Annotated in this window: 19 protein-coding genes; 8 read left to right on the top strand and 11 right to left on the bottom strand. The window is 42.4% G+C overall.

Going from position 1 to position 19,033, the window contains the following annotated elements; all coding sequences use genetic code 11:
- Positions 1–7: 7 nt before the first annotated feature.
- Entirely contained in the window at positions 8–1,207 is a 1,200-nt protein-coding gene (locus tag LCM09_RS10320) for an amidohydrolase (RefSeq protein ID WP_224881281.1), read from the bottom strand.
- A 236-nt stretch (positions 1,208–1,443) separates the two neighbouring features.
- Here LCM09_RS10320 and LCM09_RS10315 point away from each other — a divergent pair, with 236 nt between their 5' ends.
- The gene (locus LCM09_RS10315; RefSeq protein WP_224881279.1) at positions 1,444–2,061 is read left to right on the top strand and encodes an NAD(P)-dependent oxidoreductase; all 618 of its coding nucleotides are present in this window, start codon (positions 1,444–1,446) and stop codon (positions 2,059–2,061) included.
- 365 nt (positions 2,062–2,426) lie between these two features.
- On the opposite strand, the gene deoD is transcribed toward LCM09_RS10315, so the two are convergent.
- The 3 genes from deoD to LCM09_RS10300 form a co-directional block, all read right to left on the bottom strand.
- Positions 2,427–3,134, bottom strand: a complete 708-nt coding sequence (deoD, locus tag LCM09_RS10310) for a purine-nucleoside phosphorylase (RefSeq protein WP_224881277.1) — start codon at positions 3,132–3,134, stop codon at positions 2,427–2,429.
- A gap of 411 nt (positions 3,135–3,545) precedes the next feature.
- Positions 3,546–4,076: a DUF420 domain-containing protein gene (locus LCM09_RS10305; RefSeq protein WP_224881276.1), complete on the bottom strand. Its 531-nt coding sequence runs from the start codon at positions 4,074–4,076 to the stop codon at positions 3,546–3,548.
- Positions 4,077–4,198: 122 nt separating this feature from the next.
- Positions 4,199–4,813 carry a hypothetical protein gene (locus tag LCM09_RS10300; protein ID WP_224881274.1) on the bottom strand — a complete coding sequence of 205 codons (615 nt, stop codon included), beginning with the start codon at positions 4,811–4,813 and terminating at the stop codon, positions 4,199–4,201.
- A 376-nt stretch (positions 4,814–5,189) separates the two neighbouring features.
- Between LCM09_RS10300 and zwf the strand changes: the two genes are divergently transcribed.
- Both zwf and LCM09_RS10290 read left to right on the top strand, forming a co-directional pair.
- A complete protein-coding gene (gene zwf, locus LCM09_RS10295; RefSeq protein ID WP_224881272.1) occupies positions 5,190–6,686 on the top strand; it encodes a glucose-6-phosphate dehydrogenase in 1,497 nt (498 codons plus the stop codon).
- 76 nt (positions 6,687–6,762) lie between these two features.
- Positions 6,763–7,386 (top strand): cyclase family protein, encoded by a 624-nt coding sequence (locus tag LCM09_RS10290; RefSeq protein ID WP_224881270.1) that lies wholly within the window; start codon positions 6,763–6,765, stop codon positions 7,384–7,386.
- Positions 7,387–7,426: 40 nt separating this feature from the next.
- Here LCM09_RS10290 and LCM09_RS10285 read toward each other — a convergent pair whose 3' ends face one another.
- From LCM09_RS10285 to gndA, 3 genes are all read right to left on the bottom strand, one after another.
- Complete coding sequence (locus LCM09_RS10285; RefSeq protein WP_224881268.1) at positions 7,427–8,044, bottom strand: TetR/AcrR family transcriptional regulator; 618 nt, start codon at positions 8,042–8,044, stop codon at positions 7,427–7,429.
- Complete coding sequence (locus tag LCM09_RS10280) at positions 7,995–9,266, bottom strand: MFS transporter (RefSeq protein WP_224881266.1); 1,272 nt, start codon at positions 9,264–9,266, stop codon at positions 7,995–7,997. The genes LCM09_RS10285 and LCM09_RS10280 overlap by 50 nt, the downstream gene beginning before the upstream one ends.
- 151 nt (positions 9,267–9,417) lie before the next feature.
- The gene (gene gndA, locus LCM09_RS10275; RefSeq protein WP_224881264.1) at positions 9,418–10,830 is read right to left on the bottom strand and encodes an NADP-dependent phosphogluconate dehydrogenase; all 1,413 of its coding nucleotides are present in this window, start codon (positions 10,828–10,830) and stop codon (positions 9,418–9,420) included.
- 229 nt (positions 10,831–11,059) lie between these two features.
- Here gndA and rpiA point away from each other — a divergent pair, with 229 nt between their 5' ends.
- Positions 11,060–11,722, top strand: coding sequence for a ribose-5-phosphate isomerase RpiA (rpiA, locus tag LCM09_RS10270; RefSeq protein ID WP_224881262.1), 663 nt, complete (start codon positions 11,060–11,062; stop codon positions 11,720–11,722).
- Between the two features lie 34 nt (positions 11,723–11,756).
- Here rpiA and LCM09_RS10265 read toward each other — a convergent pair whose 3' ends face one another.
- Entirely contained in the window at positions 11,757–12,191 is a 435-nt protein-coding gene (locus LCM09_RS10265) for a universal stress protein (protein ID WP_224881260.1), read from the bottom strand.
- Positions 12,192–12,275: 84 nt separating this feature from the next.
- Positions 12,276–13,553 (bottom strand): purine/pyrimidine permease, encoded by a 1,278-nt coding sequence (locus LCM09_RS10260; protein ID WP_224881258.1) that lies wholly within the window; start codon positions 13,551–13,553, stop codon positions 12,276–12,278.
- A gap of 193 nt (positions 13,554–13,746) precedes the next feature.
- Here LCM09_RS10260 and LCM09_RS10255 point away from each other — a divergent pair, with 193 nt between their 5' ends.
- From LCM09_RS10255 to LCM09_RS10240, 4 genes are all read left to right on the top strand, one after another.
- On the top strand, positions 13,747–15,021 hold the full coding sequence (locus tag LCM09_RS10255; RefSeq protein ID WP_224881255.1) for an NCS2 family permease: 1,275 nt from the start codon (positions 13,747–13,749) through the stop codon (positions 15,019–15,021).
- Positions 15,022–15,099: 78 nt separating this feature from the next.
- Positions 15,100–15,948: a polysaccharide deacetylase family protein gene (locus tag LCM09_RS10250; protein WP_404800829.1), complete on the top strand. Its 849-nt coding sequence runs from the start codon at positions 15,100–15,102 to the stop codon at positions 15,946–15,948.
- A gap of 57 nt (positions 15,949–16,005) precedes the next feature.
- Positions 16,006–16,131 (top strand): DUF6254 family protein, encoded by a 126-nt coding sequence (locus LCM09_RS10245; protein ID WP_224881250.1) that lies wholly within the window; start codon positions 16,006–16,008, stop codon positions 16,129–16,131.
- Between the two features lie 79 nt (positions 16,132–16,210).
- On the top strand, positions 16,211–16,420 hold the full coding sequence (locus LCM09_RS10240; protein WP_224881248.1) for a heavy-metal-associated domain-containing protein: 210 nt from the start codon (positions 16,211–16,213) through the stop codon (positions 16,418–16,420).
- Positions 16,421–16,540: 120 nt separating this feature from the next.
- Here the strand turns inward: LCM09_RS10240 and LCM09_RS10235 are convergent, their stop codons facing one another.
- Positions 16,541–17,386: a YihY/virulence factor BrkB family protein gene (locus LCM09_RS10235; protein ID WP_224881246.1), complete on the bottom strand. Its 846-nt coding sequence runs from the start codon at positions 17,384–17,386 to the stop codon at positions 16,541–16,543.
- 585 nt (positions 17,387–17,971) lie between these two features.
- Positions 17,972–18,979 carry an LCP family protein gene (locus LCM09_RS10230; RefSeq protein WP_224881244.1) on the bottom strand — a complete coding sequence of 336 codons (1,008 nt, stop codon included), beginning with the start codon at positions 18,977–18,979 and terminating at the stop codon, positions 17,972–17,974.
- Between the last annotated feature and the right edge of the window lie 54 nt (positions 18,980–19,033).

The raw sequence follows: 19,033 nt of genomic DNA, 5'->3' as shown, positions 1-19,033 counted from the left end.
ATGTAAACTATCTCTCTATAACTGTCTCTTTAGACACTTCTAAATACTTTAGCGTCACATCGCCAAGTGTTTTCGCTGCGATTAACATCGCCCTTTCATCAATATCGAACATTGGGTGATGGTGAGGGTACACCGCATTGATTTCTTCACTTCTTGCTCCTGTTAAGAAAAAGGTTCCTGGCACTTCTTGCAAGTAGTACGAAACGTCTTCTCCTACCATCAAAGCTTCCGTTTCAATAGCTTCTGTCACATCTTCAACGTTTTCTGCAGCGTCCGCCAGTAGCTTTGTTTCTGTCTCGTGGTTCACAACAGGAGGATAACCACGTTTATACGTAAAGGAATACTCCGCGCCTACTGCTTCACAAGCAGATTTGATCATTCGTTCCATTCTCTTCACGATATCTTCACGCACGTCCATATCGAACGTTCGGACAGTACCTGTTAATGTAGCTGTTTCTGAGATAACATTATTTGCTGCACCGGCATGGAAGGAACCTACAGAAAGAACTGCTGTCTTTGCTGGATCGATCGCCCGGCTGACGATTTGTTGAAGACTTCCCACCAGTTGACTTGCAATGACGATCGAATCGATCGCTTCATGTGGAATCCCGCCGTGTCCGCCTTTTCCTTTTATGACGATTTCAAAGGAATCCGCAGCCGCCATAAGCTCATCAGATTTATATGCGATGGTACCTGTTGGAAAACCAGACCACAAGTGTGTGCCGAACAAGACGTCCACTCCGTCTAGACACCCATCTTCGATCATCGGTTTTGCTCCACCAGGTGCCAGCTCTTCAGCAAATTGATGAATAAAAACAACTGTACCTTCAAGGGTGTCTCTTTGCTCATATAGTGCTTGAGCTAAATAAAGCAATGTTGAGGTATGGCCATCATGACCACATGCATGCATCACACCAGGGATCGTTGATTTATACGGTACATCCTTTTGGTCATGGATAGGAAGAGCGTCGAAATCTGCTCGAAGTGCTACGGTTTTACCAGGATGATGACCGTTTAACGTGGCTACTACTCCACGTCCGCCTACTTCAGTTCGAACATCCATACCGAGGTCCTCATAAAAGGCAGCGATCAAAGCAGGAGTCCGAACTTCTTCAAATGAAAGTTCGGGGTGCTTGTGAAGTTCCCTTCTAAGTGACACCATATCTGGATAGAGCTCTTCAAGTCTTTTGTGTAGCGTTTCCTTCATTTATGAAGCTCCTCTCTTATTGTTTTTAGTTCTTTTCATCAGACTTATGTGTAGTTTAACAAATAATTCTGGTAAAAAAAGGCTAATTCTATTAATTCAGAGGTAAAACTAAGAATTTTCTCACTTTTAATCACAATGATTCGTTTGAAAGGTATCATTTCTTACGGGGAGACTGTTGAATTGCAATCATTGAAGAACTTTTCTAGAATTGTGAGTGAGAAGAAGGAGGTAATTCCATGCACATTTTGCTTTTAGGAAGTACAGGAAGAGTGGGAAGTCAAGTTCTGAAGTTAGCAGTTGAAGATGGACATGATGTAACTGTTCTTGTCCGTTCTAAAGAGAGACTCGAAGTAAAGGAAGGAATCACCATTGTTGAAGGTGATGTACTCAACGCATCCAAACTAGATGAAGCCGCTAGAGAGGCTGATGTGATCGTAAGTGCTCTCAGTACAGATAAGACTACAACGCTATCAGAAAGCACTCCGCTCATTATCGATACGATGAAGAAGCACAATATTAAGCGAATCGTTACCGTTGGTACAGCGGGGATCTTAACTAGTAAAACATCAAAAGAGTTGTTCCGTTACGAATCTCCAAAATCAAAACGGAAGACAACTCGCGCTGCTGAGGAACATCGAAGTGTTTACGAAGCTTTTCTAACTAGTAACCTTGATTGGACCATAGTTTGTCCAACATACCTACCTGATGGGGAAGCTATTGGGAATTACCGTATTGAGGAAAATGTTCTACCTGAAGAGGGGAAGAAAATTTCAGTTGGGGACACTGCGCACTTTGTTTATCATGAACTGTTAAAAGGAGAACATCTTCAAAAACGAGTTGGACTCGCATACTGATTACAGCTCAGAAGGTGTTTAGGACCGTCAAGATCGACTAAGTAAACCTTGTCTTGAAACAGAGTCGCTACATACTCTGTAATTGTAAATAAGGAAAAAATCTCGTTGAGAAATCTTCACACCCTTTAATGTGTTGGTCGATTTGCTCAAGAAGATTTTTTGTCAGAAGGCGTGTTTTCGTCCTTTGACGTGCTTATTTTATTTATCCCGCTTAATCGATCTGCACCTAACCATATCGAATCCTCCACCTGTTCGCTTTTCTTAGCATGACGCTAAACGTTTAGAATATGCGTTACCTGAACGAGGCCAATGAAAAGAAAAAAACTAGGTTGTCATGTCGACAGCCTAGTTTTTTTCAAGGATATTTATTTTTTTAATGATGCTTCAAGCGCGATGATCATCATGTCTTTGAACGTTGTTTGGCGCTCTTCAGAAGTTGTTTCTTCTCCTGTTACGATATGATCGCTCACTGTGAGTACAGTAAGAGCATTCACACCATACTTCGCTGCAATCGTGTAGAGCGCTGAAGTTTCCATCTCTACCCCTAGCACTTGATAATCAGAAAGCTTCTGGAAGATTTCTGGATTATCACGGTAGAATGAATCACTAGTGAATACATTTCCAACATGAACGCTCATTTCTTTTTCTGATGCTGCATCGTACGCGTTCTTAAGTAAATTGAAATCTGCAGTTGGCGCAAAGTCCATCCCGTCAAACTGAAGGCGGTTCACGCCAGAGTCAGTCGTAGCACTCATCGCTAGAATTACGTCTCTTACGTTTACTTCCTTTTTCAGTGCTCCACAAGTACCGACGCGGATTAAGTTCTTCACACCGTAGCTCTGGATCAATTCGTTTACGTAAATTGAGATCGATGGTACGCCCATGCCTGTACCCATCACAGAAACTCGTTCGCCTTTATATGTACCTGTATATCCAAGCATCCCTCTTACTTCATTAAAACAAACCACATCTTCGAGAAATGTCTCAGCGATGAACTTTGCTCGTAGCGGATCGCCTGGTAGTAGAATCGTTTCTGCAATATCGCCTTGTTTCGCTCCAATATGTACGCTCATTGTGTTTCCTCCTTGAGTTTCATTCAATATCAAAAGTAGCATAAGATGCATAGACAATCCAGTCTGAATCGCTATTTTGTTAAGTTTCCTTTTTTTGCTGATAGGTATACGGGGTTTTGCGGATTTGGCTAATAATAGTGGTATTTGGACAATAAAATGAGATTTTGGCTAATAAATGTGGAAACTAGCTAATAAATAGCTAGTTTGGACAATAAATGGTTTGGTGCTGGAGAGTTTATGGTCGCGCTACGCAGTGATGGGGACAAGAGCGAGCGGGATATCCGCGAAACCCTCGTTTTATCTGCGATATTTCTGATATATCCGCGAATTCCCTATATTTATCCGCGAAACTCAACTTATATCCGCGAAAAGCTCTCTCTCAAACAAAAAAAGCGCTACGATTAGCGCTTTTTAATAGTATGGTGAAATCATCAAGTAAACGATAACTCCAGTTAGGCTGACATAGAGCCAGATCGGCATCGTCCACCTTGCGATCTTACGGTGTTTTTCAACTTGCATATTTAGCCCACGCGCTACTGTTATGAGGGCGAGCGGTACGATTGCTGCTGCGAGTATGATGTGGGTGATCAGGATGAAGAAATAGATCGGACGAATAATTCCTTCTCCACCGAACGAAGTGGATTCTGATAAGCCGTGATACGTGACGTACGAGAGTAAGAATAGCGCCGTCGTGGTGAATGCTGCAAAGATGAAGCGTCGATGCACTTTCACGTTTTTCTGTAAGATAAAGATCAGAGCACAAGCTAGAAAGACAAAGGTAAAGCTGTTTAATATTGCATTTAATAAAGGAAGAATCGTAATATCAAAGCCTACTTCACCATTGTATTCTGGTAATAAAAACAGAATAACAACGAGCACGTTGACTGCGATCGATAGTCCTACAATCCATGGTGTATAATTCCGTTGTTTTACTTCATTCATTGTGATTCTACTCCTTATCACTGTTTTCTACATATTAAGGATAAGAGAGTTTACGATATTGAGCAACTACTTGCAGTCAACTATAAGAAACTATTTACTTCTCTATTCACGTTTTGTTCACATTACGGTGTCCATTGATCATGAATGATCCCCACGAGATGTGGTTCCCCTTCATAATCCATGAAGACGAGCTTTAAACTTTTCCAATCTAACCCATCAAATTCTTCAGAGCCTGGGACAAAATATTCGACGTACGTACTTTCTGGAAATGCTTGCTGTATGTTCTCAACGCTATTCGTCTGTTTGTACATGGCGTCCAATGTGACGAAATCCGTTTCTAGAAAATCCACATCGTACACATATTGATCAAAATACTCACGAGGCGTTAACCGAATCGGATCCCCTTTCCCCGCACTGACTCCCCATTCGTACTGTTTATCTGAATCTAAGATCATTTCAAGCTGACCCTTCATAAAGACTTGCGCTCTATTTTTATCTACGGTCATATAAGGAGAAAACAAGACTCCTTTATTTGGATGGACGACGGCTGCCAGTTCATTCATATCACCGTTCTTAATTGCAGAGAGAGCATAATAGGATTGCTCCATCACATTTGTCTCTTGAGGTTTCTTCGCTTCGACAGGCTTTTCTTCAACGGTTGGCGGCGGCTGATTCGCATTACAGGCGACTAGTATTCCAGCAAGGAATAAAAAGAAGAATCCTTTACGCATGAACATTCTTTCTTCCTCCTTTTATACTATACTTGTTGTTAACTATATTCGCCGTTCGAGGCTCCAATCATTCATATCGACCAAAACACGGAAATTTTCAAATAAAATTAAATTGTTCTGTCATCGCTTACATGTCTATGATAATAGGTTCGATGCCTCTCAATAAGAATGATATGAAATCTCACAATTTGATTTTAGTAGGAAAAAGCTATAAAATTTTTACTTGGGAACTCATAAAACGCAATAGTTATGGGATCGTCGCACTAATAATTAGAATTGTAGTGTTTGTTCCAGGTTTAACGATACGAAAATAGGAATATTACTGTTCCATTATGAGTCCGTTCCCTCTGGAACAGCAATAATGAAAAGTGAGGTCAGAAAGATGAATCAACCATCAAAAAAGGCTTCTGTTATTGTCATATTTGGAGCTACGGGAGATCTAGCAAAACGCAAGCTTTTCCCTTCGTTGTATAACTTATATTGCAAAGGTGAACTTGCGGAAGATTTTGCAGTTGTCGGAGTAGCACGCAGAAAGCTTTCAAATGAAGAATTTCGTTCTCGTGTACATGATGCAGTAATTGATACTGCTTGCATGGATAAAGATGATAAGCATAAAGAATTCAGCGATCACTTTTTCTATCAACCGTTCGATGTCACGAAAAGTGAATCTTATCAAGATCTAAAAGCATTGACTGAATCTCTAGATACGGAGTTCAACATTCCAGGAAACCGAATCTTCTACATGGCGATGGCGCCAGAATTCTTTGGTACGATTGCGCTTAACCTCGATGCTGAAGGATTGATAGCAGGTGACGGCTGGAATCGTCTTGTGATTGAGAAACCATTCGGACATAATTTCGCTTCTGCACAAAAGCTTAACGATGAAATTCGTCAAGTCTTCTCAGAAGATGAGATCTACCGAATCGACCACTATCTAGGAAAAGAAATGGTGCAGAACATTGAAGCGATTCGATTTGCGAACGCTCTGTTTGAACCACTATGGAATAACCGTTACATATCAAACATTCAGATCACTTCGAGCGAAACGGTTGGAGTTGAGAATAGAGGCGGCTATTACGAGAAATCAGGAGCGTTACGAGATATGGTACAGAACCATATGCTTCAGATGGTTTCCTTGCTTGCTATGGAGCCGCCAGCTAGCCTATCAACAGAAGAGATTCGAAGTGAAAAAGTAAAAGTTCTTCGTGGGCTAAGAGCTGTCATTCCTGAAGAGGTAAACAAATACTTTGTACGCGGTCAATACGATGCGGGTGAAATGAATGGCGAACGTCAACAGGGCTACCGTGAAGAAGAAAATGTAGACGAAGAATCAAATACAGAAACATTCGTAGGCGCAAAGCTTATGATCGATAACTTCCGCTGGGCTGGTGTACCGTTCTATATTCGTACAGGTAAGCGCATGGAGAGTAAATCGACTAAGATCGTTATCGAGTTCAAGGATATGCCTATGAACCTCTACAAAGAGCAAAGCGGCAAGCTTGGACCTAACCTTCTCGTTATCCACATTCAACCTGAAGAAGGCATGACCCTTCATTTGAATGCGAAGGATACAGGCGACATGCGTAAAACGACGCCTATTCAGTTAAACTTTAACAACAAACAAGAGAACTACATTAATTCTCCAGAAGCGTATGAACGACTCCTAAACGACGTGATGCGTGGTGACGCAACGAACTTCACCCGCTGGGATGAAGTAGCGTTATCTTGGAAATTTATCGACCCAATCTCTATCGCATGGGCAAATGAGAAGGAACCTTCCTTCCCTAACTACGCTTCAGGATCGATGGGACCAGAGGCTTCAGATAACCTACTTGAAAAAGATGGTTTCCACTGGTGGCCTCTACCAGAAAACAAGTAAGTAAAGAAAAAAGATACGTGCGATGCGTATCTTTTTCTTTCTAATATCCATTAATTATGAAAGGAAGTGCAAAACGATGAAAATGTATGATGTTAGTGCACCAATTTTTAAAGGAATGGCTGTATACAAGGACAAGGAAGAAAAACAGCCTGAAATCAACACAAAGACAAATGGACATGTAACGGAATCCCGTCTCTCACTAGATGTTCACACAGGCACGCACGTTGACGCCCCTCTTCACATGATGAATGACGGTGCAACGTTTGAAACGATCGACCAGGAGGACCTTGTAGGTACTGTTAAAGTCATCGACGTAACAAACGTAAAGGGCGCAATAACGAAAGCGGATATCGAATCAGAAGATATTCAATCAGGAGACTTCGTTCTTTTCAAGTCTCAAAACTCTTTTGAAGAAACATTTAACTTTGAATTTGTTTTCGTAGGCGAAGATGCAGCACGTCATCTCGCAGAGTGCGGTATCCGTGGTGTCGGTGTTGACGGATTAGGAATCGAACGAAGCCAGCCTGACCACCCAACACACCGCTCTCTATTTGAGAAAAACGTCATCATTATGGAAGGCCTTCGTCTAAAAGATGTGGACGCTGGTCAATACTTCATGGTCGCAGCACCACTGAAGCTTCAAGGTACTGACGCTTCACCTGCTCGCGTACTCTTGTTTGAAGGTCTAAAAGAAGCATAAGAAGCATAACGAAAAGCCGGGGATCATTCCCCGGCTTTATTTATTCTACCTCTAGCGCCATCTTTAAATATTCCACGAATAACAACGACTGCTCTTTCAATTTCACGTCCTCACTATCAAGGATCGAGTGATCTAAAGCTAACCCATCGATAAACGAAATCATCGACCGTGCTATAAGGTCACTATCGTATTTCTTGCTGAACTCTCCACATGCTTGACCTTTCTCAATGACTTCCTTATAGATCTTCAGTCCATAATAATAGCGCTCTTTTCCGTACTTTCTTCGTCTTGGATCATTTCGACCTGTAATGAAAAACTCAAGGTTTGAAGGTGCCATTGGATCCATCCTATCAGGGTCGTGATCTTCACCAAACAATCTTCTCATGAGGAGATCCCAGTGAGAAACTCCTTCGTTCTTTAAGATTTCCTCCGTGTCTTCCATAGCAGTGTTTAATCCTTCTTCTAGAAGCGCTTCATATACGTCTTCTTTACTAGAAAAGTATTGATACAGCCCTCCTCTACTGACGCTAGCTTCGTCCATGATGTGCTTCATCGTTGCGCGTTCATAGCCGTGTTCTATAAAAACAGTTTTAGCGGCGTTTAACAGCTCAGCTCGACGCTGCTCCTTGTGTTCTTTGCTGACCTTTGGAGACATCATTCTCCCTCCGTTCTATTTTTGATCGAAACAGTAATCCTACTAATGACATCATAACAAGTAACGAGCCAGTTGCGATAAACATAGGTATCACACCAAAGATCGTTACAAGTATTCCACCTAGTAACGGACCAATAATCGTAGCTGTTGTTGTAGCGCTATTGATTACACCAAATACTCTACCCGTTATGTGCACGGGAGTATCTGTTTGAACTGCTGCTTGAAACGGAATGAAAACAATTCCCGCTGAAAAGCCCGCTACTAGCCCAAGACCAGGTCCCCATAGAATCGAGTATGAAAGGTCCATCCCCGTAAATACAGCAAGTAAACCAAAGCTAACTCCCATACCACAAACGCCCAAAAGCATCAGTAAGATCGGTTTATATTCAGTCTTCTTCGCTAGAAGCCATCCTGAGAAAAACATTCCGAGACCAGAACCCGTCACAAGAATACCAAACAAGTCTGGAGAAGCGTTTGTTAACTCTCTGATTAAGACGATGATTTGAGAATCTGAGAGTTGAAGGATCAGAAGGCTTATTGTAAGGATAGAGAGACCAACAAGCAAGAATCGGTTTCCCTTCATAAAGGATACCCCTTGAAGAAAGTCTTCCTTGAACGAGATTGCCTTCCCATTCGTTTCTACAGTACTTTCATTGGAAAACACGCTCGCAGGAAGTGTGAGCAGCAAGATTGCTGATAGAATAAATGTTGCTGAATCGATTAAGAACACGGGATTAGCTCCAAATGCTGTTACGAGCAGACCGCTTAGAAGCGGGCCAAGCACTTTCGTCCCAGAATCGATCATCGATGTGATCGACATCGCACTCTTCATTTGATCATCTGGTACGAGTTCTTTTAACTTCCCGTTCTTTGCTGGAATAAATAGTGCTGCAAACATGCCGATTCCAAATAAACAAATGTAAACCATCCAGATCGTCGTAGCAAAGATCAGCATGAGGACAAGACCTGCCCTAACGAGATCCGAAACCACCATAAGCGTTTTACGGTTAAATCGATCGGCAAACGTTCCAGCGAATGGTCCAAATAACGCCATCGGTACCGCAAGACACAGGATGATGAGGGAGACTTCAATCGGTGTAGCATTCCATTTCAGGCCGACCATCGTAATGATGGCAACGATACTTAGCCAATCGCCAATACTCGAAATTAACTGTGCAATCATGAGCGTGATGTACCCTCTGTTTCGTAAAAGTGTTTGCTTCAATTTAGCAACCCCCTAAAACGACACTAATGTCTTTTTTGTTATTTTCATTATATCGACATCAGTGTCGTTTTACAACACTTATTTTCAGAAAATAAAAAAACAGGCCTGACCCTCTTGAGGTCAAGCCTGTTTGTACAAGTACTATTTCAGATTAATCTTCAAGCCACTCTGTGTGGAACACGCCTTCTTTGTCGATACGCTGATACGTATGAGCTCCGAAGTAGTCGCGTTGTGCTTGAAGTAAGTTCGCAGGTAGCGTCTCGCTACGGTAGCTATCGTAGTAAGCTAGCGCACTAGATAGACCTGGAACTGGAATTCCACGTTGTACAGCAAGTGATACTACGTCACGTGCAGCACTTTGGTAAGATTCAACGATTTCCTTGAAGTAAGGATCAAGAAGAAGGTTCGTAAGTCCAGCTTCACGATCGTAAGCTTCTTTGATGTTTTGTAGGAAGCCTGCACGGATGATACAACCGCCACGGAAAATCATTGCGATGCTACCGTAGTCAAGGTTCCAATCGTACTCATCAGAAGCAGAGCGCATTTGTGCGAAACCTTGAGCATACGAACAAATCTTGCTTAGGTATAATGCTTTACGGATCTTCTCGATCAGCTCTTTCTTGTCGCCATCAAATGGTTTTACATCAGGGCCATTAAGAATCTTACTTGCTTTCACGCGCTCTTCTTTCATTGCTGAAATGAAGCGTGAGAATACTGATTCTGTAATGATGGATAGTGGAACGCCAAGGTCTAGTGCACTCTGGCTCGTCCATTTACCAGTACCTTTTTGACCGGCTGTATCGAGGATCACGTCAACAAGTGCTTTACCTGTCTCAGGATCTTGCTTCGTAAAGATATCTGCAGTGATTTCGATCAGATAGCTATCAAGTTCACCTTCGTTCCATTCTTTGAACACTTCGTGAAGCTCTTCAGTAGAGAGACCAAGAACGTGCTTCATCATGTAGTAAGCTTCACAGATCAGCTGCATGTCGCCATACTCGATACCGTTATGCACCATTTTCACATAGTGACCAGCGCCGTCTGGACCGATATACGTTGTACAAGCTTCTCCGTCAACTTTTGCTGCAATATCCGTAAAGATATCTTCAACCTCACGGAAAGCGTCAGGCTGTCCACCAGGCATGATCGATGGGCCGTTAAGTGCGCCCTCTTCCCCGCCTGAAACGCCAGCTCCGATGAAACGAATGCCTTTTTCTTTCAATTGCTCAGAACGAGCTTGTGTATCTTTGAAGAAAGCATTTCCGCCATCGATAATGATATCGTCCTTATCAAGATGTGGAAGTAGCTGCTCAATCGTAGCATCTGTTGGACCACCGGCTTTGACCATTAGCAAAATTCTTCTTGGTGTTTCTAGTGATTGAACGAATTCTTCAATGCTGTATGTATCTTGAAAGTTACGACCTTCAACTTCACTCATCATTTCTTTTGTTTTACCTTCTGAACGATTATAAACGGATACAGAATAACCGCGGCTTTCGATATTCATGGCAAGGTTCTTTCCCATGACGGCTAGACCGATTACACCAATTTGTTGTTTAGACATGTTTTACCCTCCAACTTTATACTGTATTGCTCTACTCGATGACTGCACTAAAAAGTATACCATAAACGAATGTTTATAGTATGTACACGTGCCTAAAGGCTACTCATACAGCCTGACAGTATGCATTATACGTCTTTCATGCGTTCCGTGCAAAGGTAATAAACTATCGCGACTAATTTTGAGAGAAATGGGAAAATAAAAGAAGGTAATGAGAAAGGAGTGAATCAGCGTGAATGAAAAGAAACTAGCTGGTGAACGTGCTGCAGAACTCGTACAAGATGGAATGGTTGTGGGCCTCGGAACCGGGAGCACCGTTCACTATACAATCGTAAAACTAGCTTCAATGGTACAGGAGGGGCTTTCAATTACGGGCATACCAACCTCAAAACAAACGGAAGTTCTAGCCCTTGAGCACGGCATCCCTCTCGCCTCATTAGGAGAGGAGAAAACGATCGATCTTACGATTGATGGTGCTGATGAACTAGATGGACAGCTCACTCTCATCAAAGGAGGAGGAGGAGCACTCCTACGCGAGAAAATGATCGCGTACCACTCTAAGCAAATGGTTGTTGTCGCTGACTCCAATAAACTTGTAAGGCAACTAGGAGCCTTTCCACTCCCTGTCGAAGTTGTTCCGTTCGGCTACCAAACAACGATGGCTGCTCTGTCCAAACTAGGATGTAAGGCGACATTACGAATGAACGGTGATGAGTCATTTATTACAGACAATCAAAACCTCATCGTTGATTGCTCATTCGAAAGTATTCCTTCTCCTCCAAAGCTCCATGAATGGCTCAATGCGATCCCTGGTGTAGTTGAGAATGGACTCTTTATCGGTCTTGCTGAGAAAGCCTATATCGGCCGAGACGGCGGTGTTACGATTATTGAATAAAAATTATCCCGGCTACATAAGCCGGGATTTCCTATTATTTGATAACGAGCACTGGGCAATTTGCTCTCTGTAAGACGTTATGACTTACACTACCGAGAAAGATTTCTTTAATTCCACTTAGACCGCGGCTCCCCATCACGATTAAGTCACAATGATTTTCATCCGCATAATTAACGAGTTCTTCACCCGGATTACCTTCAAGTACCATCGTCTTTGTAACATGATCTGGGATACGTTCTGTTACTTTCTCACTTACTTCATTCAACATGTTCACTGCGTCTCTTCTGAGCTCATTCAAAACGCTCGCATAGATCACGGCAGAACTAATCTGAGCTGTAGGATTAAGAGCTGTGATGATGTCGAGATGAAGGTCAGGATTTTCCTCAGCCATCTTAATGGCCTCATCGAGTGCCTTTACACTTAATTCAGAACCGTCGAAAGCAACCAGGACTCTATTATATTGTTTCATGAGTCATTCTCCTTTCCTGATCTACTTAAAAGATACCAAGACTGAAGTGTGCAATCTGTGATTTTCGTCACAATAGGCGACCCTTTATGATTTCTTTCTGTAAAGCACCTGCTCAGTGAGAATGGCCGTAATCGATCCCAAGATCAAACCATTGTTTAAGATCGATGCCATGATAGGCGGTGTATCTTTAAAAGCTTCTGGCTGAATAAACATTGTTCCGATTCCAACCATAAAGGAAATACCTATTATAAATACTTTTCCCTCTGAAGGATCCTTCTCAAACTCATTGAACGCAATTCCCACCATTTTCACAAAAACAAGAAAGATAACTGAATATCCTACGGGTTCAGGAAGCGCAGCGAAGAAAGCCATCACAGCAGGGAAAAGACTGATGAATACAATAATAATACTTCCGAGGATAAACGGAAGGCGCTTTTTAATTCCTGTCGTCATAATAAACCCAGCAGCGCCTGATATCGGTACGCTTCCTACCGCTGAAAAAACGCCTCCAAGGAGCTGGTTAATACCTGATATGAAACCCGCCTGCTTGTATCGTGATTGTGGTCGTTCGCTATTCAAGTTACTTAACACTTCTTCTACTACTCGAATGCTCGCGATCATGTTCGTAAGCAATAAGAGGGTTACGAGGGCAGCAGTTACGATCATACCTGAATTCCATGTTGGATAGCCGAATGCGAAAACTTCAGGAAGCCTTAACAATGCTTTTTCTGAAAGCACGACAGGTTTTGCTAGCCCTAGTAAAGCGAACAGTATCCATCCCACTACCATAAGGATAAGAATCGAGTATTGTTGAATGGCAGCAGGCATTCTTCTTGAGAACCAGATCGATAAGATTACTAGAAGAAGTGATAGCGCCGCGATCCGTAGATCTAACCCTTCTTTTAGGTACCCTACTCCCATCATACCGTTTAGAAAAGAACCACTAAGTTGCGCGACTAGTAGAAGGAGATAGATGCCTGTCACAACAGGTGTGAAAAGCTTTGAGATCTTTTCTACCAACCCTAGTCCACTCAAGATAATAAACAGAATACCGCTAGCGATCATTGCTAATTCTAGCGCTTGTAACGTTTCAATCTCAGAACCGAAGATCGTTGCACTTAAACCTGCATAAAGGACAAAAACGCCCCACCATAATCCTGCCGGTCCCTCATTGATCGGTAATCGGTGTCCAAGTGTCACTTGTAAAATTCCAGCGACACCAAGGACAAACATCGTTCTTTGTACAAACCCAGCAGCTGCCGTAGGATCTAAATGGAACAAACTCGCGATCGCTACTGGCGCTACGATTGAGCCCGCAATCATAAAAACAGCCCATTGAAGGGCAGATAATGTGTTCTTCATATCCATTAAGCCTCATTTCATAAATACGTTCCAAACTTCCTTTTCCATCATAACAAACACGCCTTTAGCGGTCATTACGAATTTTTCCACTGTGCAATAGACGAACCCTCTGTTATACTATTTTCTTGGTGATTTGATTTCTATATCAAAGTCACGGGTGGGAGAGGGCTAAAAAAAGTAAGAAGGGAATATAGTGAAAACGAAAATTAATTTTGATTTTCAAGCTCACGATACTTCGCTGAAAAAGGAGATACTCGCAGGTTTAACGTCATTCTTTACGATTGTTTATATCGCAGCAGTCAACGCTTCGATCCTTGCCGATGCAGGCATACCGTTTGAAGCCGGAATGATCGCAACGGTTATCACATCGGTTTTTGGTTGTTTGCTCGTAGGGTTATATGCAAATGCACCGATTATTCTCGTACCAGGAATGGGCGTAAATGCATTCTTCACGTTTACAATGGTTGAGTCTATGGGCTTGAGCTGGCAAGTGGCACTTGGTTCAGTATTTATTGCTGGAATTTTGTTCGCCATCACAGCATTCACACCTCTAGCAGGTGTACTATCGAAAGCCATTCCACGCTCACTGAAAGAAGCCATTACAGTTGGTATAGGACTTTTCCTAACCTTCATCGGTCTTCAAAAAGGTGGAATCGTGGTTTCTAGTGACTCGACCTTCGTAGCACTTGGTGACATAGGATCGAGCCATGTTATTGCAACTCTTGTGACATTAGCAATTGCAGCGATTCTATTTCTTAGGAACGTTAAAGGTCACTTCTTGATCAGTATGTTGATCGGAACTGCACTTGCTTGGAGCATGGGACTCATTGAAACAGGTCAGCAGCAAAGCTTTTCATTCAGTTCGTATGGATCAGTCTTTGCAGCGATGTCTTTCGAAGATTTCTTAGTCCTACCGTTCTGGATCGCAACGTTCTCGATGGCGATGATTCTTGTGTTTGAGAATATGGGTCTGCTTCATGGACTACTACCTGATCAGTCTAAATTCCAAAAAGCATACAAAGCGAACTCTATTTCAGCAATAACAGCTGGACTGTTCGGAACGAGCCCGACTGTATCCACGGTCGAAAGTGCTTCTGGAATTGCGGCAGGCGGACGAACTGGAATGACTTCTGTTACAACAGGACTTCTGTTCTTAACGTCATTGTTTTTCATTCCGGTGTTCAAGATGATTCCTGATTCAGCGATCGCACCAGTGCTCATCATCATTGGTGGATTGATGATTACATCAATCCAAAACATTTCGCTTCAGGATTTCTCAGAAGGATTTCCAGCATTTTTGATCATCGTGATGATTCCTCTCACGTACAGTATCGTAGACGGCATTGCTTTCGGTTTCATCGCTTATCCTTTTCTAAAGCTAGCGCTTGGTAAAGGGAAAGAGGTTCCGGTTCCAATGTACGTAATCGCAAGCTTGTTCTTCCTTAACTTCTTCCTCCACGGAATTTAACAGTAGCGCTCCCTATATGGGAGCGTTATTTTTTTGTCTAACGTTCCTATTAAACCTGTGATATTCTGGTAAAAGGTGATGACATTGAAAAGACTCTATATAGCATTGTTAGGTGCGCTACTCGTCGGCTGTCAGCAACAACCAGTCGCCGTTCACACAACAATAGAAAAAGAAACGTTCGAGCATTCTGAGAAAGACCTTCTTCATCGTTCGAATTCATATGACAAAGAAACCATCATATCTTCCTTTGCCGATCAGCATCCTAAAGAATGGGGAGAAAGCGTTACGGGTGTAAAAACAGCATTTCATACGGAAGAACATGAATTAGCTCTTACGTTTGATGCTTGCGGGGGCCAACACGGAAGTAAAATCGATCATCAACTGATCTCTTTTTTGAACGACCAGGCTATTCCTGCGACCCTTTTTGTAAATAGCAGATGGATTGATGAAAACAAGGAAGCGTTTCTAGAGTTAGCCGAAAACCCTCTCTTTCAAATCGAAAATCATGGCACAGAGCATAAACCGCTGTCAGTATCGGGTGAAACAGCTTGGGGAATTCAAGGTACGGACTCAGTCGAAGAAGCGTATGAAGAAATAATGGAGAATCACACAAAGATCACTGAATTAACGGGCCGATCTCCAGAACTATTTCGTTCTGGGACTGCTTACTATGATGAAGTTGCAGTTGAAGTTGCTAGTGATTTAGGAATAAGCGTAGTAAACTTCACGATTCTAGGAGATGCAGGTGCAACCTATTCCAGTAACCAAGTAAAGAATGCACTGTTAGACGCCTCTCCTGGTGATATTGCCTTGCTTCATATGAACCAACCGAATAGCGGAACCGCGAAAGGCGTTATGGAAGCAGTCCCTCTTCTAAAAGAAAAAGGATTTTCTTTCGTTAAGCTCGAAAACCAAAATTTACGTTAATAAAAGCAAGTTAGACTGGCTATGTTAATTATCATCAACCGAAAGGAGTGATGATTAATGAGCCAATCGAAAGGACAGCGCGAGCGTCAATTTCGCAAACGCAAAGAATCACAGAATCCGCATGGAAAGATTAAGTCTCTTGAGCAACTTTCTAACGAAACGGATTCTAAAAAAACGCCTTAACATGATGTAAACAGATTAAACTCCACTCATTACGGGTAACTACGCAAAGAGTAAACAATTTGAAGGGAGTTTAAACGATATGAATGAATTGAAAGTGTCTGTAGCCGGCATGAAAGGCGATGACTGCATACAAGAAATCGAACAAGCCCTACTTTCCCTAAACGGAGTAGAAAGAGCTCTCGCTGATCTAAAAGAAGAAATGGTGTCAATTGAATATGACGAAAACGCGATAGACGTCTCTGTGATTATTAATACAATTGAAGAGATCGGCTTCGAGCCTGCACAATAGAGCCTGCATTCATGCAGGCTTTTTTTATTGCTAAACAAAGTAAAAAAAGAAAGAGCAGGCATCAGCCTACTCTTCATAATAAATGATTCATTTTTCCGAACATGGAAGTCGCTTTCTCATCTACACATCTAAAGACTTTCCATCACTAGGAGCACTTGCACCAATTTTCCGCTTATGAATCAACGCATTGACCTCTCCGCCAACAAGAAGAATTAAGCCTGTTAGGTAAAACCATAGCATTAAAATGATCACACCGCCAAGGCTTCCATACGTTGCAGAATAGTTCCCGAAGTTACTCACATAGAACGAGAAGGCGAGCGAAATAACTTGCCACCCAATCGTTGCTACTACGGATCCGATCAGAACTTCTTTAAAGGGGAAATGTTTATTTGGAGCGTAACGGTACAATACAGATAGTACGAGTGCCATAACCGCAACTGCAATGACCCAGCGTAACACCCTAAACAATATCTCCGTTGACTCTGGTAAATTTAACGATGTCGTCATCCTATCGATGATCAGATCGCCAAAGACTGGTAAAACGAGTGTGACAACAAAAGCGATAATAAGTCCTACAGTAAGAAGAATGGAAAGAAGACGTGCTTTTATAAATGATCTCGATTCTTCCACATCGTACGCTTGGTTCAGAGCACGAATAAGTGCCATGATACCGTTAGATGCTGACCAAAGTGTACCTAAGATTCCGACCGTTAATAGTCCCCCCTGCGGTTCACTAATAATCGATACGACGTTATCCTGCAGGATCCCGCCAATTTCACCAGGAGCATACTTCGTAATGAAGGTGACTGCCTCCTGCTTATCGATTGATAAGTAAGGGAGGATAGAGATAACCAATATGAGCAGAGGAAAGATCGAAAGCATGAAGTAATAAGCAAGCTCAGCAGCTAGACTCGTTACACGATCTTCCCCAATTTCTTTTCCTAGCTTTTTAATAAAAGACATCATGGCTTTTCCCCTTTCTAATCATTCTTTAAATTGCTTTCCCTGATTAGTGGGTAAGTAATCCTTTGAATACAAAAAGAGCAGGTTGTTACGCCTGCTCTCAGGGAAGTCTTAAGGTCCATCTGGCGAGGGTGTGGGGGTATTTCCGCTCCAGGATGCTCGCTTTCCGCGGGGCGGGCGGTGAGCCTCCTCGGCTTCGCCTGTGGGGTCTCACCTGTCCCGCAGATCCCGCAGGAGTCGAGCATCCTTCCGCTCCAATCAACGTATTGTGTGGTTTTGAAAGTTCGACAAAAGCAAACATACAAAAACGGCAAGATATCTATCAGATTATTACTTAATCATAATCTCGATCGGAAAGTTTGCTATGAATGATTGCAATTTAGTAGGAGTGAATACCGCTTGATTACCGTGGAAAATGGGCGTCTGAGACTCGGATGGAAGGCTTTGTCCGCGAAGAGGCTCAGGCTTTCGTCCACAGGAGTCTTGCGGTATTCAAACTCCTACGGCGGAGGGAACAAATTAATCAGGTTCTCCCTCACAAACTGAGAGCAGGCTGTTACGCCTGCTCTTATAATAGGTAAAAGGTGTTTACTGTGCTTTCTCCTCATTGCTGAAAGCATTTAAGTTCTCGCTAGAACCCTCTATATTCAAATGATTCTTTAATTCCATTTTGGCATTACTGAGCGTATTCTCGTCCAATTTCAAATAATAAGTTGAGCCTGGTTGATAGTTTTCACCAGACAGCTGGATTTTATCGATCGATTTCAGGTTGGAGACAAACGGATAAAGGCTAAGTGCCTCTTTGAAGCTCATACTCATCGTTAAGTTTTCGCCGATTCGCTCAAGAACTCCGCCGTATTTTGGAACAGAAGATAACGAGCTTAATTTATCGATCGAAGCTGTTATCACGTCCATTTGACGCTGCCCTCGCATAATATCCGAATCTGCTTTTCGAGTCCGCGCGTATGCTAAGGCTTCTTCTCCATCCAGTGTATTTTCGCCTACGTTTAGTGAAATATCACCTTTTGACTCTTTATATAATTGATCAACAACGCTTTGTTTTTCAATTGAAACATCGATTCCTCCAATTTCATCGATTACCGTTTTGAACGCATCGAAATTGACTCGAACCACTTCGTCGATCGGAATGCCGAGCATCCCTTCTACCGTTTGGATTGTTAAATCGATTCCACCCTTGGCATGTGCGTGTGTGATTTTATCCATCCCTTGCCCAGGTATTTCCACATAAGAATCTCTTGGAATGCTCAATAACTTCATCGACTTATCATCCTGATTGAATGTAGCGACCATCATTGCATCACTTCTTCCTTCTGACGACGCTTCACGATCATCTACTCCGAGTAACAAAACAGAGAAATGGTCTTTTCCGATGTCCACTCCTTCTTCTCGTAAGTCGGATTGTGTTCCTCGTTCAGGCTCCATCATGGATTGATTCGACGCAGCTGAAACTTTATAAAAAAGGTACCCGCCGTATCCCGTGACTCCTATTACAAGGAACGTTAATACGATTAATACGCTTCTCTTTAAACTTCTCTTTCTTCTTCTTTTCAGTCTTCGTTCATATCGTTCGTTCATGTTCAAAAATCCCCTTCAAGACAGTCTCATTTTTGAAACAATTAGATGATTCGA

Source organism: Guptibacillus algicola (assembly GCF_020171805.1).
Lineage (GTDB): Bacteria > Bacillota > Bacilli > Bacillales > Guptibacillaceae > Guptibacillus > Guptibacillus algicola.
Note: the sequence above shows the minus strand (reverse complement) of the source record. Positions and strands in the feature narration are given on the sequence as shown.

Excerpts from the sequence above, each read along its gene's own strand:
- LCM09_RS10320 (WP_224881281.1), bottom strand. The coding sequence starts at position 1,207 with ATGAAGGAAACGCTACACAAAAGACTTGAAGAGCTCTATCCAGATATG.
- LCM09_RS10315 (WP_224881279.1), top strand. The coding sequence starts at position 1,444 with ATGCACATTTTGCTTTTAGGAAGTACAGGAAGAGTGGGAAGTCAAGTT.
- deoD (WP_224881277.1), bottom strand. The coding sequence starts at position 3,134 with ATGAGCGTACATATTGGAGCGAAACAAGGCGATATTGCAGAAACGATT.
- LCM09_RS10305 (WP_224881276.1), bottom strand. The coding sequence starts at position 4,076 with ATGAATGAAGTAAAACAACGGAATTATACACCATGGATTGTAGGACTA.
- LCM09_RS10300 (WP_224881274.1), bottom strand. The coding sequence starts at position 4,813 with ATGTTCATGCGTAAAGGATTCTTCTTTTTATTCCTTGCTGGAATACTA.
- zwf (WP_224881272.1), top strand. The coding sequence starts at position 5,190 with ATGAATCAACCATCAAAAAAGGCTTCTGTTATTGTCATATTTGGAGCT.
- LCM09_RS10290 (WP_224881270.1), top strand. The coding sequence starts at position 6,763 with ATGAAAATGTATGATGTTAGTGCACCAATTTTTAAAGGAATGGCTGTA.
- LCM09_RS10285 (WP_224881268.1), bottom strand. The coding sequence starts at position 8,044 with ATGATGTCTCCAAAGGTCAGCAAAGAACACAAGGAGCAGCGTCGAGCT.
- gndA (WP_224881264.1), bottom strand. The coding sequence starts at position 10,830 with ATGTCTAAACAACAAATTGGTGTAATCGGTCTAGCCGTCATGGGAAAG.
- LCM09_RS10265 (WP_224881260.1), bottom strand. The coding sequence starts at position 12,191 with ATGAAACAATATAATAGAGTCCTGGTTGCTTTCGACGGTTCTGAATTA.
- LCM09_RS10260 (WP_224881258.1), bottom strand. The coding sequence starts at position 13,553 with ATGAAGAACACATTATCTGCCCTTCAATGGGCTGTTTTTATGATTGCG.
- LCM09_RS10250 (WP_404800829.1), top strand. The coding sequence starts at position 15,100 with ATGACATTGAAAAGACTCTATATAGCATTGTTAGGTGCGCTACTCGTC.
- LCM09_RS10245 (WP_224881250.1), top strand. The coding sequence starts at position 16,006 with ATGAGCCAATCGAAAGGACAGCGCGAGCGTCAATTTCGCAAACGCAAA.
- LCM09_RS10240 (WP_224881248.1), top strand. The coding sequence starts at position 16,211 with ATGAATGAATTGAAAGTGTCTGTAGCCGGCATGAAAGGCGATGACTGC.
- LCM09_RS10235 (WP_224881246.1), bottom strand. The coding sequence starts at position 17,386 with ATGATGTCTTTTATTAAAAAGCTAGGAAAAGAAATTGGGGAAGATCGT.
- LCM09_RS10230 (WP_224881244.1), bottom strand. The coding sequence starts at position 18,979 with ATGAACGAACGATATGAACGAAGACTGAAAAGAAGAAGAAAGAGAAGT.